Source organism: Mesomycoplasma lagogenitalium (genome assembly GCF_029854295.1).
Lineage (GTDB): Bacteria > Bacillota_I > Bacilli_A > Mycoplasmatales > Metamycoplasmataceae > Mesomycoplasma_A > Mesomycoplasma_A lagogenitalium.
The window spans coordinates 182,976-196,443 of sequence record NZ_CP122979.1 but is presented as its reverse complement, the minus strand read 5'-3'; the positions used below and the strand labels follow the sequence as shown (position 1 = coordinate 196,443).

Genomic DNA, 13,468 nt, shown 5'->3' with positions numbered 1-13,468 from the left:
TGTTGTTATTAGCAACATATTTTAAATAAGAATTGTTTTTAAGTTATTACCTTATCAACAATAATGGCGGGCAATGAGGGATTTGAACCCCCGCGGGCGGTGAAGCCCCTGCTAGTTTTCAAGACTAGTCCCTTCAGCCTCTTGGGTAATTGCCCGTGGTGGACCCAACTGGACTCGAACCAGTGACCGACCGGTTATGAGCCGGTTGCTCTAACCAACTGAGCTATAGGTCCACTATCAGTTAGATAACCACATTGGGTTTCCATATGGTGGCTCCGAAGAGATTCGAACTCTTGACCTTCCGGGTATGAACCGGATGCTCTAACCAACTGAGCTACAGAGCCATGGTGGAGAGGAAGGGAGTCGAACCCTCTACCTCCTGCGTGCAAGGCAGGCGCTCTAGCCAGGTGAGCTACCCCCCCAAATGGTGAAGAAGACAGGATTTGAACCTGCGACCACTACGACCCAAACGTAGCGCTCTGCCAAGCTGAGCTACTTCTCCGTAAAAAATTTTATCATAAAATGAATAATTACAAAATTTTATTTTTTTTTTTTTTTTAATTTCCAATATGTGGTTTTTTTATATAAACCGGTTCTACTTTCAATAAATCTTTTTCTAATTCAAAAATTTCATTAAATATATAACGAAAATCATTGAAAAATTTCTGATAATTTACAGTATCATTTTTTTCTTTTTTTTCAACTACTTGGATTTCTGACAATAATTTTCCTTTTTCCGCTTGTGCCATATAAGCACTATTTCCTCTTGCATCAACAAAGAAAAAATTTTTTTCTTTATCATAAGAAATTAGTTCGAAAGTATTTGTAGTAAATAAATTACTATTATTTACTTGACAAATTGTGCGACAAAAAACAAGTGAAATTCTTGATCCTGTAAATGTTCCTGGACCAAGGTTTATAAAATAATTATTAATATTATTAATTGTAAGTGAATTTCGTTTTAATATTTGGTTAAAAATTGATGGTAGAATTTCAGATTTTTCTTTTAATTTTACCTTTATTTCATAATCAACTAACTGTTTATTTTCATTAAATAAACCAATAACTAAATCGTCTAATGTGCTATCAATAAAAATATTCATTATTTATTACTCCTTTTTTAAATGATAAATTCTTTCGTTATTTTCATTAAAATAAATGTTAATTGATACAAAATTATTATAATCTAAATTTAGATTATCAGACCATTCAATAATTACTTTTTTATTATCAAAATAATCTTCAAATTCTTGTAAATCACCTTTTAAATGATAAGCATCGATATGAACTAAACTTGGATAGATTTTCATTATATTGAATGTTGGAGATGTAATTTTTTCTTTAATATTAAGTTTTTTAGCAATTTCTTGTACTAAAGTAGTTTTCCCAGCTCCTAAATCACCATTTAAATATAAAAATTGTCAATTTAATTTAAATAACTGATCAATAATTAAACTTAAATTTTCTTTATTATTAATTAAAAACTTTTTTTCAATCATATTTAATAATTATAAATAAAAAATAAAAAAGTGATATTATAATCCTAAAAATAATATCACTTTAAAATATTTTGTATTTTAAATTATTAATATGCCTTAGCAAATAAAACAAATCTTTTAGTTAGTTTTCCAGAAGTAATACATGTGCAATCATCTTTTGGTTTTAAATATTTAAAAGGAATACATCTTGTAGTTGCACCTGTTTCCTTTTTAATTCTCTCTTCTTCTTCCTCGTCACCATTAAATGGTGTAATAACAAATTTATTTTCTGATATTGCTTTTTTAAATGAATCATAGTCATAAGCAATAACGGTGTTATTTTCTAAACGTTTTTTAGCTTGAGTATATAAATTTTCGTGAATTTCAATTAATAATTCTTCAACATACTCTCTAACCTTTGAAATATTTACTCTTGTTTTCTCAAAAGTGTCTCTTCTAACTACAGTAACCATATTTTCTGCTAAATCTTTTGGTCCAACTTCAATTCTAACTGGAACTCCTTGTATTTCTGAATTAGCTGCTTTAAATCCGGGTTGAGCATCACTTCTATCAACTCTAACTCTCAATTTTTTAGACAATCATCTTTCTAATTCATCTACTTTTTCTGAAACTTCAGGATATTTATTAGAAAATAGTTCTAAAATATCAACTTGCACAGGAGCAATTTTTGGAGGCATAATTATTCCTGAATCATCTCCGTGTGTCATTATAATAGCTCCCAATAATCTTGTAGAAACACCTCATGATGTTTGATAAGCAAATTCATCTTCATTATTTTTATTTTTAAAAGCAATTTTAAATGCTCTAGAAAAATTTTGTGCTAAATAATGAGAGGTCGCTGATTGTAATGCCTTACCATCTTTCATCATTGCTTCTACGGTGTATGTAGAACAAGCTCCAGCAAATTTTTCTTTAGGAGTTTTTTTACCCATAATTGTTGGAATAGCTAAATATTTTCTTAAAAACTTTTCATAAAGTTTAATCATATCTCTTGTTAATTTTCTAGCTTCCATTGCATTAGCGTGAACTGTGTGTCCTTCTTGTCATAAAAATTCTGTATTTCTTAAAAAAGGATTGGTAGTTTTTTCTCATCTCATAACAGATGTTCATTGATTATAAATTAAAGGCAAATCTTTATATGATTCAATGCTCTTTTTAAATAAGTCGGCAAATAATACTTCACTTGTTGGTCTAATGTATAAATTATCATGTAATTTTTTTTCGCCAACTTGTGTTACTGTAACTAATTCGTGAGAAAATCCTTCAACATGTTCTTTTTCTATATTTATAAAAAACTCTGGGATAAGCATTGGTAAATATACATTTTGAATACCCTTAGTTTTAAATAAATTATTTAATTCTAATTGGATGTTTTCTCAAATTGCATAGGAATTTGGTTTAAAAATAATGGTTCCTTTAATTGGACCGTATTCCATTAATTCACCATTTTTAATAACATCCACATACCATTGTGCAAAATTTTCTTTTCAAGGTGTGATTTTGTCTAATTTCTTCATATTAATAACATTTTACTAATTTTTTTATAAAAAAAAAGTAAAAAAATAATTTTTTATATGTTTTTTTAATTCATTTATTTACTTTTACTTTTTAATAAAAAAAATACAAACATAAAAAATGCTCGTATTTTCTCTATTTTTTAAAGATATAATCATAAATTTGTTGATAATTTGATACGGGTATAAATTTAATATTTTCTTTAACTTCATCAGCAATATCAACAAGATTTTTTTCATTTTCTTCAGGAATAAAAATTGTTTTAATTCCAAATTTATATGCAGCTAATGATTTTTCTTTTAAACCACCAATTGCTAAAACCTTACCTCTTAAGGTTATTTCACCAGTCATTCCAATTGTTGGAGATACTGGCTTTTTAGACAATGCAGAAATAATTGCTGTAGTAAATGTAACTCCTGCTGATGGACCATCTTTTGGAATTGCTCCAGCAGGAACGTGAATATGAATTTGATTAGATTCAAAATCAAAATCAATTCCAAATTCCTTTGCATTAGCTCTAACGTAACTTAAGGCAATTTCTGCCGATTCTCTCATAACATCTTTTAACTGTCCTGTTAGTTTAATTTCAGCTTTTGAAGAGGCAACAGTATTAACTTCTATTGATAAAGTTGAACCACCATAAGCAGTATAAGCAAGTCCATTAACAGTTCCAATTTGTGGTAGTTTTTCATTTATATCATCTGAATATTTTTCAATTCCAAGCATTTCATTAACAACTTTTTTATCAATTACAAATGTTTTTGAAAAATCTTTATTTTTTAAAGTTTGAGTAATTATTTTTCTTGCTATTTTATCAAAAGTTCTTTTTAATTCTCTAACTCCAGCTTCTCTTGTATATTTTTGAATTATATATTCAATGGTATCTGAATCGATATTGAAAAAATTTTCATCTAATTGGTTTTCTTGCAATACTTTTGGAATTAAATGCTTTTGAGCAATCTCTTTTTTCTCTAAAAGAGTATAAGAAGATAATTCAATAATTTCCACCCTATCAATTAATGCTTCTGGAATTGCTTCATAATAATTTGCAGTAGCAATAAATAAAACCTTAGATAAATCATATTCTATTTCTAAATAGTGATCTTGGAAAAATTTATTTTGTTCAGGATCTAAAACTTCCAACATTGCAGAAGCAGGATCTCCTCTAAAATCAGATGACATTTTATCAATTTCATCTAATAAAATAATTGGATTGGATACACCCGATTTTTTAATTGCTGTAATAATTTTTCCAGGCATTGCTCCTACATATGTTCTTCTATGACCACGAATTTCTGATTCATCACGAACTCCACCAAGTGAAATTTTAACCATTTTTCTTCCTGTGGCATCAGCAATAGATTTAACAATAGAAGTTTTACCAGTTCCTGGTGGACCAACCAATGTTAAAATTGGCATATTATTTAAAATCTCATCATTTTTTTTATTAAATAATGAAAAATCTAATGCTTCGTTTTCTGTAGGTAAATTTTTAATTAAATTTTTATTATTTAAATTGTTTTTTTGTTTTTTGTTTGTTAAAACTGCTAAAAATTCAATAATTCTTTCTTTTACATCTTTTAATCCAAAATGTCTTTTAGATAATGAATCAATTGCTTTAGAAATATCTAAATGTTCTTCAGAAACTTTGTATCATGGAAGTGAATAAATTAAATCTAAATAATTTCTAGTTACATTTGCTTCAGGAGAACTAGACATCATACCTTTTAATTTACGAGTTTCGGCTTTAATTACATTTCTAACTTCTAATGGAAAACGATTCTTTTCATCGTTTTCAAATAATTCACGCTCATTTTTTTCCTCTGTTTCATCTTCTTCACCTAATTTTCTTCTAATAGCGCGCATTTTTTCACGCAAGATGAATTCAGATTGTTGCTTATCAAGATTTTGTTTCATGATATTATCAATATCATCAACTAATTTCTTTTCATTAATAAATCTGTTAATGGATTTAGAAATTATTTTCAGTCTTTCTAAATCGTTTTCAGCAATTAAAATTTTTCTTTTTTCTTCTAAAGTTGAAAAAACGTTTGAAGACATTTGCAATATAAATTCTTTAGCACTTCTTACTACAAAATCTTCCGGCCCATAAATTTGAATAACTTCTCCAAGCGGTTTTAAAATTGGTATAGTAGAAATATTGTCTTTAATTTTTTCTAAAGCATTTTGAATTGTGCTTGAAGAAACTGGCTGTTCATCGATGACCATATAGGTCCCTTCAAGATTTAAATCTTCGTCTGTTTCTACATCTTTAAAATAAATTTTACTTTGTACAAATAATTCTGCAGTTAAGCCCGTTTTAGTTTTCGGTCTTTTAACTATACAGTAAACTCCAATTCTTTCTTCGCTTGTTGCTTTTAATTCGCTTCGATTATAATCAAGACTAGTAAAAAAGGAAACGGGAATACCTACTTCTTTTTCTCCTCTTGATTCTGCTAATTTTTCTGCAGGAATTACTATATCTTCAAGTTCGGCTTTACTTAATTTAACCTTTACTTGTGAACCGAGTAAAAAGATATCTGAAATAACATTTAATATTCTTTCTTTTTTCATATTTCCCCTCTCTTTTTTAAAAAAATATATAAAAATATATGTAATTATACATTAAAAATTAGCACTTAAAAACAAAAAGTGCTAATTTTTTTAAATTTCTTGCTTTTCAATGCTCTTTTTTTGTTTTTTTAAAATGAAAAACTGCATGTAATATAAAAATATAGATGCAATTGAAAAGCTAAAAAGATTGAATGTTCCGTAAATTATTAATGTAAATCAATAATAATTGAATTTCTCATTAGAAATTTGTGATCAATTCTGAGCAATTTCAATAAAAGATATGCTATTAACCATTTTAAATATATAGAAAAATAAAGGAGTAAAAAATAAAATATTTAATAATGTAATTATAACTGTAGTAATCAAAATTGCCAAAATGATTGAACAAATAACTTTTTTTGAGAAAAATAATTTATTAAATAATAAAAATGAATAGATATAAATAAAATTTGATATTAATAAAATAAAATGCCCTAAATATCCAGATATATCGATATTTCCTGTAATTATTGGCCCTAAAATAAAACGAATAAATAATGCAATTAATCCATAATGCTTTTTAATTGAAATAAATAAAGGCAAAATAAAGATAATCGATAAATCAAATTTTAAACCAAAATATTGACCAAATGGTCATATTAAATAATTACTAATAAATAAAGAAATTAAAGCTAAAGATAGCATTACTCCCGTTAAAGTAATACTAAATACATAATTATTATTGTATCTATTTTTATTCATTAATTAATAAATAATTAAGACCAATTAGAGCTGAATTATCTTTCATTTTATCAAAGCGGAATTTAACTTGTTTATATTGATTTTTATCAGTAAATTTTTTAGCTAATTTAACTGCTTTTTTTATAAATCATGAATTATTTACGGCAACAGAACCGCCAAAAACAATTAAATTAGGTGCCATAAATCCAATTGTAGTTGCAATCGTTTTTGCTAATGATAAAATTCCCTGATCAATAATTTCTTTATATAAAAAATGATTTTCGTATATTTGAAAAATTTCTTTAGTAGAAACATTAGTTTCACTTCATTTTTGAACTCTTAAATTAATTCCAGTTCCAGAAACGAAATTTTCAATTGCATAAGGAGATAAATGGAATTCGTCTAAATCATTTGTTCCTAAAGGAATTCTAGCAATTTCTTGTCCTAAATGATTAACTCCTTTAAATATTTTATTATTTAATATTAATCCAGCTCCAAAACCTGTTGAAATTGTGAAAAATTGAGTTATATCCTTTTCAGATTGTTGATAATAAAAATGGTTGGCTAAAGCCATAGCATTAGCATCATTTTCAAAAATAATTTTACTTATTTTTGAATTTTCTAATAAATATTTTTTAACATTTAAATTATTTCAGCCTTTTAAATTGGGAGTTTTTAATAAAATTCCATCTTCGTAATTTGCCGGTCCAGGAATACATAGTGCAACTTGATTAATTTCATATTTATTAAGTAAATTACAAATTTTATCAAGAGTCTCTTTTCAATTATTTGCATTAGTTAAAAAACGAATTTTTTTAACGATTTTAAAATTTTTAACTAATGCAAAACGAACATTTGTTCCACCAATATCGATTGATGCATATTTAATTTCATTCATTATTTAGTACCGAAAATACGATCTCCTGCATCACCTAGTCCTGGAATTATATATTTTTTTTCATTTAAATATAAATCTTGTGCTGCTAAAAATATCTTCACATCTGAATGTTTTTTTTGAACATTATCAATTCCTTCTTGAACACCAACTAAACACACTAAATTAATGTTTTTAAAGCCATCTTTTTTTAATCTTTCAATTGAATCAATTGCCGATGTTCCGGTTGCTAACATCGGATCAACTAATAAAATTAAAGAATTTTTATCAATTGTAGGAACTTTATAAAAGTATTCATGAGCTTGAAAGTTTTTCTCATCACGATATACCCCTATATGTCCTACTCTCGAATTGGGAATTAATGAAAGAATTCCTTCTACCATTCCTAATCCTGCTCTTAAAATTGGAACAATAATAATTTCTTGATCCATTTTTTGACCCTGAGCAATTGCTCCTGTTGGAGTTTCAACATCACATTTTATAGTTTTATAATCTCTTAAAATTTCAAAAACCATCAATGTTGAAATTTCTTTTAATAACTCTCTAAATAATTGATGACTAGTTTCTTTGTTTCTCATTATAGTTAATTTAGTTGTAATCAACGGATGATTTAACACTTTGACCATTTCTACCCCTTGTTTGTTTATATCTATTTATTAATTTAACATTCAATAAAATTTAATATCCACTGTTTTTATCTAATTTAACACCTTGCATAATTTGGACACCAGAAGATGTTCCAAATCTTGTGGCTCCTAGTTCATACATCTTTTTAAGATCATCTAAACTTTTAACACCACCAGCTGCCTTAATTTCGATTTTATCACCAACAATTTCTTTCATTATCATAATATCTTCTTCAGATGCTCCTCTGTAAGAAAAACCTGTTGATGTTTTAACAAATTCTGCTCCAGAATTCAATACAATTTCTGTAGCTTTTTTAATTTCATCTTTTGTTAATAATGCAGTTTCGATAATTACTTTCAATATTTTTGTACCGATTTCTTTTTTAACTGCTTTAATATCGTTTAAAACGTAATCGTATTGTCCTTCTTTTAATTTTCCAATATTAATAACCATATCAATTTCGTCAGCTCCATGATTTACAGCTAATTTTGCTTCATGAGCTTTTGCTTGTGTTGTCATTGCTCCTAATGGAAATCCGATAACTGAAGTAATGCCAACTTCAGTTTTTTCTAATTTTTCTTTTGCATGTTTAACTCAACAAGAGTTAACACAAATAGTTTTAAATCCATATTCTTTTGCTTCATCGATTAGTTTATTAATTTCTTTCGATGTACCTTCTGGTTTTAAATAAGTATGATCAATTAATTTTGCTCAATTCATTTTCTACTCCATTCTGTCTAAAATTACTTTATTTTCTACTTTTTGTTTATTAATTTGATATGAATCTTTTAATTCGTTTGCAATTTGCATATCAATTGGTTTTGATGAATATAATGTGAATAATAAATCACCTTTTTTTACTTCATCATTTGTTTTTTTGTTAATTTCAATTCCAGCTTCAAAATCAATATTATCTTCTTTAGTGATTCTTCCTGCTCCTAATTTTGATGCAGCGATACCAAAAGAAAGTGCTGAACTTATTTCCATAAATCCGTCATTTTCAGCTAGAACATCTAGTTTATATTTTGGATTTCAAAAATCTTTTGCTTTTAATTTTTGAACATCTCCGCCTTGTGTTTCGATAAATTCATAAAATTTATCTAAGGCTTTTCCGCTTTTAATAACTTCATCAATCATTTTTTTAGCTTCTTTTTCATCGTTTGTTACTTTTGCTTGTTTTAATATAGTAATACATGCTGAATAACATAATTCATTAAAGTCACTAGTTCCTTGACCTTTTAAAGTTCTAATAGCTTCTAAAACTTCATTTTTATTACCGATAGATTTACCCATTGGACGAGACATATTAGTAATTTCTACTCTAACATCTCTGTTTAATTCCTTACCAATAGTTATCATTTGTGATGCTAATTTTCTTGCCTCTTCTACATTTGTCATAAAAGCACCATTTCCACATTTAACATCCAATAAAATTGCATCTGAACCAGTTGCTAATTTTTTAGACATAATAGATGAAGCTATTAACGGAATAGAAGATACATTTCCAGTAACATCTCTTAATGCATATAATTTTTTATCAGCCGGAACTAAATCGTCTGTTTGTCCAATAACAGCAATTTTTATTTTATTTACTTGATCGATAAATTCTTGCTCAGTTAAAGCAACTGAAAATCCAGGAATAGATTCTAATTTATCAATTGTTCCTCCTGTATGACCCAGTCCCCGACCGGACATTTTAGCGACCGGAACATCTAAAGCCGCAATAATTGGACCTACCACCAAAGTGGTTTTATCTCCAACTCCTCCAGTAGAGTGTTTATCTACTTTAATTCCTTTTATCGATTTAAGATCAATAATTCTTCCTGATTTCATCATTTCTAAGGTAAATTTACCAATTTCTTTTGGTGTCATACCTTTAAACATTATTGTTGTTAAAAATGAAGACATTTGATAATCTTTAATTTCGCCAGATACATATTTTTGAATGATGAATTCTATTTCTTGATCATTCAATTCAAAGCCTTCACGTTTTTTAATAATAAGATCAACGATTCTCATTTTTTTTCCTTTCAATAAAAAAGACTAACTCAAAAAAGGTTAGTCCATATATTAATAAATTAAGCTAATTCTAAAGCAATTTCCATCATTTGAGAAAATTTAGTTTCACGTTCTTCAGAAGAAGTTTCTTCATGTGTTATTAAATTGTCAGAAATTGTTAATAAACATGCAGCTTCTTTACCTAATTTTTTAGCATTAGCAAATAATGCAAACGATTCCATTTCAACCGCGATTGCCTTGGAAATTTCAATTGTTTTTTCTAATGGTCTTGAAGAATAAAAAACATCTTGTGTATGGATTCTACCAACAGTTACATCAATTCCTAGTTTTAAAGCATTTTCTAATAATTGAGCATTTAATTTAGCTGATGGTCTTAAAACGTGAGTTTTTTGACCTAAAACCATTTCAGCATAAGCATGTGAATCTGTATATGCTTCATTAACTAATACAACATCGTAAAGTTTTAAATCTGCTGTATATGCTCCTGCTGATCCGATTCTAACAATTCTATCAACATCATAAAATTTAAATAATTCATATGAGTAAATTCCGATAGAAGGAACCCCCATTCCTGACGCAGCAACTGTAATTGGTTTTCCTTTATATAATCCTGTATACATAAAAACATTTCTAACAGTGTTAACTAATTCAACATTTGTTAAAAATTTCTCTGCAATAAATTTTGCTCTTAATGGATCTCCAGGCATTAAAACTGTTTTAGCAATTTGTCCTGGTTTTGCATTAATATGTGGTGTCATTTTTTCTCCTTATTTGTATAAATTTAACTATTAAATTATACTATTTTACTTATAAAAATAAAATTTTATTTATAAAAAACAAATAATTTTATTGCGAAAAAGGGGAATTTATTTTTTTATTTAAATTTAAATAATAAAAATGCGAGTTTATTATCACAAAACTCGCATTGTTTTTAAATTGACATCATTTTATTATTAAATATAATTTATTTTTTTCTTCTATTTTTAGTATTTTTTTCTTTTAAACGGATTAAATGATTTAAATCTTTTATGTAAAAATATCCTGATAAAAGAGATAAAAATAGTGCTAAAATAACTGGAACATTAAGAATTCAATAAAAAACAGGTCAATAAAAATCTGTTCATCTTAAAATTGGTCCTAAAATGAAAATTAATGGAATTGCAAAACTTTGAAAAAGAGTTTTTAATTTTCCTCAAATTGAAGCAGCTATTTTTTTATTTTCTCTTGCTGCTAAATTTCTGCAGCCATCAACAACAATATCTCTAGCAATAAATATTACAACAATTCATATTTCTGTAAAACCTATTGCTGCTAAAAAAATCAATGCAGTTGATGTCATTAATTTATCCGCAATGGGATCAAAAAGTTTTCCAAAGTTAGAAACATTATCGTATTTTCTAGCTAGATGTCCATCTAAAAAATCTGTTATCATTGCTAAAATGAAAATAAATACTGCTAAAATATTCATTCAATAATATTCTTTTACAGTTGGTTGAAAAGAGACGCTGGTATAATAGATTGCTAAAATAATTAGAAAAGGAACTCATAAAACTATTCTTAATAATGTTAAGTAATTGGGTAAATTTTTATTTTTCATTTAATAAATATTCGCCTTTCAATGTGGTTTTTCTTTCTAAATAAGTATCTTTAGATTCATCTTTTTCTAAAAAAACTTTTTCTAGTTCTTGAAAATATTCAATTTCTTTACTATTTCTTTTACTTCAACCATTTGATCTAGAGGCTATTAAAATTTCAATATTTTCTTGAAGTAATTCATTTTTTTCAAAAGGATTATCTATAAAGGCTTTTTTATATTCTTCTGTTTCAGTAACTTCTTTTAAATTTGATTTAGCTCAAAAAATAATATCCTTCATTTTTCTTTCGCCGATAGAAACTACAAAATTATCTAAATTATGTTGATTAACTTCAATTATTGAATTAACTTTAGCAACAACTTCTAATAAAACTTTTTGTTCTAATTTTGTTAATTCATCTCTCTGCTTTTTTAATTTTCTTTTCTTTTTTCGATCGACAATAACTTGAAAAACAATTAAAGCAATAATTCCTGCTATTAATATTCCTAAAATTATCCCGACTGTTGTTGAATCCATAAATAAACTTCCTTTTTGTATTTTGATTTGCTAATAATTACTTTTAAATTATATATTAAATAACTAAAAATATTAAAATTGTAATTCCGAAAAAAATCAGTGTTGATGTTGCATCTGTTAGTGTTGCTAAAACGGGAGCTGACATAACTGCTGGATCTTTTCCAATTCTTGCTGCTAATAAAGGAATAACTGAACCTAAAATTTTTGAAAATACGATAACCAAAAACATAGAAATAGAAGCAGCGGCTGAAATAATTAAAATGTATGCATATTTAGGTAATTTAGTAATTTGTCCCTCATATTCAATAAAAGAAGTATTAAATAAATCTCTACTTATCATAAAATAGCAAATTAATCTTATAAAATTAATCAACATCAAAATCGATCCAATAACCATACTAATATTTAATTCTTTAAAAAAAACTTTTTTCATATAACCCCGTTTTTTGATTTCTCCTAAAGAAAGGGCTCTAGTTATGGTTGTTGCAGATTGTGATCCTGCGTTTCCAGCAGAACCGGAAATAACGGGAATAATTGAAATGATTGTTGAAATAAAAATTCCCATTCCTAAACTTTTTAATGAATTACTGTGTTCTAAATAATCGGTGAATATTTGAATGATAACCTGCGATAAAGTAGATCCAAACATTAAAACAATTAATCAAAAAATTCTTGATTTAACTATTTTTAAAATACTTGTTTTTAAATATTGCTCTTCTAAATCTTCAGAATTAATCCCTGCCATTTTATACATATCTTCTGTCCCCTCTTCTTGAACGATGTCGATAATATCATCAGATGTAACCATTCCTATTAATCGATTCGAAGAATTCATTACTGGAATAACGGACATATCATTTTCAGCAAAAACATTAGCAACATCTTCCTTTAAATCGGTTGTATAGACACAAGGGACAGCAAACATTATTTCTTTTAATTGGAGATTGTCTTTAGAAAAAACAATATCTTCCAAAGTTAATGCTCCCACTAATTTTTTATTTTTATTAACAATGTAGTAGTAGTGGGTTAATTCTACATCGTCTTTTTTATTTCTTATATATTCAATTGCCTGTTGTGCTGTTCAATTTTCTTTTAAACTAATAATATCGACCGACATTATTGAACCAATTTGATCTTCTTTATACTTTAATATTTTATTAACAGCCGTTCTTCTTTCTGGATCAATATTTTTTAAAACCCTTTGTGAAAGATTGGAAGGAATTTCTTCAATTAAATCGGCAATTTCATCTGTATATAATTCATCTAAAATTTGCTCAACCATTTCATCAGAAAAGTTTTTAATTAAATTTTCTTGCACTTCCATTTCTAAGCTGGAAAAAATTTCTCCAGCTACATCGGTATTGAGCATTCTAAAAAATAAAACACGATTAACTATTGATAATTTTTCAACTTCATCGGCAATTTGGGAAATAGGAATAGATTTTGAAAAATCTCTTACTCAATTTATATCTTTTTTTTCTAAAGCGATTTTTAAATCCATTATAACT

13 protein-coding genes and 5 tRNA genes are annotated in these 13,468 nt (G+C 26.8%); all 18 read right to left on the bottom strand.

What is annotated here, in order from left to right:
* Window positions 1-64 precede the first annotated feature (64 nt).
* Window positions 65-155, bottom strand: a tRNA-Ser gene (locus QEG99_RS00885).
* 1 nt (window position 156) lies between these two features.
* Window positions 157-233: transfer RNA gene (locus QEG99_RS00880), tRNA-Ile, on the bottom strand.
* 34 nt (window positions 234-267) lie between these two features.
* Window positions 268-344: transfer RNA gene (locus QEG99_RS00875), tRNA-Met, on the bottom strand.
* Between the two features lies 1 nt (window position 345).
* Window positions 346-422 (bottom strand) — tRNA-Ala (locus QEG99_RS00870).
* 3 nt (window positions 423-425) lie between these two features.
* Window positions 426-502 (bottom strand) — tRNA-Pro (locus tag QEG99_RS00865).
* Between the two features lie 55 nt (window positions 503-557).
* Complete coding sequence (gene tsaB / locus QEG99_RS00860; RefSeq protein ID WP_280102128.1) at window positions 558-1,103, bottom strand: tRNA (adenosine(37)-N6)-threonylcarbamoyltransferase complex dimerization subunit type 1 TsaB; 546 nt, start codon at window positions 1,101-1,103, stop codon at window positions 558-560.
* Window positions 1,104-1,109: 6 nt separating this feature from the next.
* Window positions 1,110-1,499: a tRNA (adenosine(37)-N6)-threonylcarbamoyltransferase complex ATPase subunit type 1 TsaE gene (gene tsaE, locus QEG99_RS00855; RefSeq protein ID WP_280102127.1), complete on the bottom strand. Its 390-nt coding sequence runs from the start codon at window positions 1,497-1,499 to the stop codon at window positions 1,110-1,112.
* Between the two features lie 86 nt (window positions 1,500-1,585).
* A complete protein-coding gene (proS, locus tag QEG99_RS00850) occupies window positions 1,586-3,016 on the bottom strand; it encodes a proline--tRNA ligase (protein ID WP_280102126.1) in 1,431 nt (476 codons plus the stop codon).
* A 133-nt stretch (window positions 3,017-3,149) separates the two neighbouring features.
* Window positions 3,150-5,588 (bottom strand): endopeptidase La, encoded by a 2,439-nt coding sequence (lon, locus tag QEG99_RS00845; protein ID WP_280102125.1) that lies wholly within the window; start codon window positions 5,586-5,588, stop codon window positions 3,150-3,152.
* Window positions 5,589-5,678: 90 nt separating this feature from the next.
* Entirely contained in the window at window positions 5,679-6,329 is a 651-nt protein-coding gene (locus QEG99_RS00840; protein WP_280102124.1) for an MPN527 family putative ECF transporter permease subunit, read from the bottom strand.
* Window positions 6,322-7,206 carry an ROK family protein gene (locus QEG99_RS00835; protein WP_280102123.1) on the bottom strand — a complete coding sequence of 295 codons (885 nt, stop codon included), beginning with the start codon at window positions 7,204-7,206 and terminating at the stop codon, window positions 6,322-6,324. Before QEG99_RS00835 ends, QEG99_RS00840 begins: the two co-directional genes overlap by 8 nt.
* Entirely contained in the window at window positions 7,206-7,829 is a 624-nt protein-coding gene (gene upp / locus QEG99_RS00830) for a uracil phosphoribosyltransferase (protein ID WP_280102122.1), read from the bottom strand. Before upp ends, QEG99_RS00835 begins: the two co-directional genes overlap by 1 nt.
* Window positions 7,830-7,881: 52 nt before the next feature.
* The gene (deoC, locus tag QEG99_RS00825) at window positions 7,882-8,550 is read right to left on the bottom strand and encodes a deoxyribose-phosphate aldolase (protein WP_280102121.1); all 669 of its coding nucleotides are present in this window, start codon (window positions 8,548-8,550) and stop codon (window positions 7,882-7,884) included.
* A gap of 3 nt (window positions 8,551-8,553) precedes the next feature.
* Window positions 8,554-9,849 carry a pyrimidine-nucleoside phosphorylase gene (locus tag QEG99_RS00820; protein ID WP_280102120.1) on the bottom strand — a complete coding sequence of 432 codons (1,296 nt, stop codon included), beginning with the start codon at window positions 9,847-9,849 and terminating at the stop codon, window positions 8,554-8,556.
* A gap of 59 nt (window positions 9,850-9,908) precedes the next feature.
* Window positions 9,909-10,607, bottom strand: coding sequence for a purine-nucleoside phosphorylase (gene deoD, locus QEG99_RS00815; RefSeq protein WP_280102119.1), 699 nt, complete (start codon window positions 10,605-10,607; stop codon window positions 9,909-9,911).
* Window positions 10,608-10,813: 206 nt separating this feature from the next.
* Window positions 10,814-11,446: a CDP-diacylglycerol--glycerol-3-phosphate 3-phosphatidyltransferase gene (pgsA, locus tag QEG99_RS00810; RefSeq protein WP_280102118.1), complete on the bottom strand. Its 633-nt coding sequence runs from the start codon at window positions 11,444-11,446 to the stop codon at window positions 10,814-10,816.
* A complete protein-coding gene (locus tag QEG99_RS00805; protein WP_280102117.1) occupies window positions 11,436-11,960 on the bottom strand; it encodes an MHJ_0274 family protein in 525 nt (174 codons plus the stop codon). The genes pgsA and QEG99_RS00805 overlap by 11 nt, the downstream gene beginning before the upstream one ends.
* A gap of 55 nt (window positions 11,961-12,015) precedes the next feature.
* Window positions 12,016-13,461 (bottom strand): magnesium transporter, encoded by a 1,446-nt coding sequence (gene mgtE, locus QEG99_RS00800; protein WP_280102116.1) that lies wholly within the window; start codon window positions 13,459-13,461, stop codon window positions 12,016-12,018.
* Window positions 13,462-13,468: the final 7 nt, after the last annotated feature.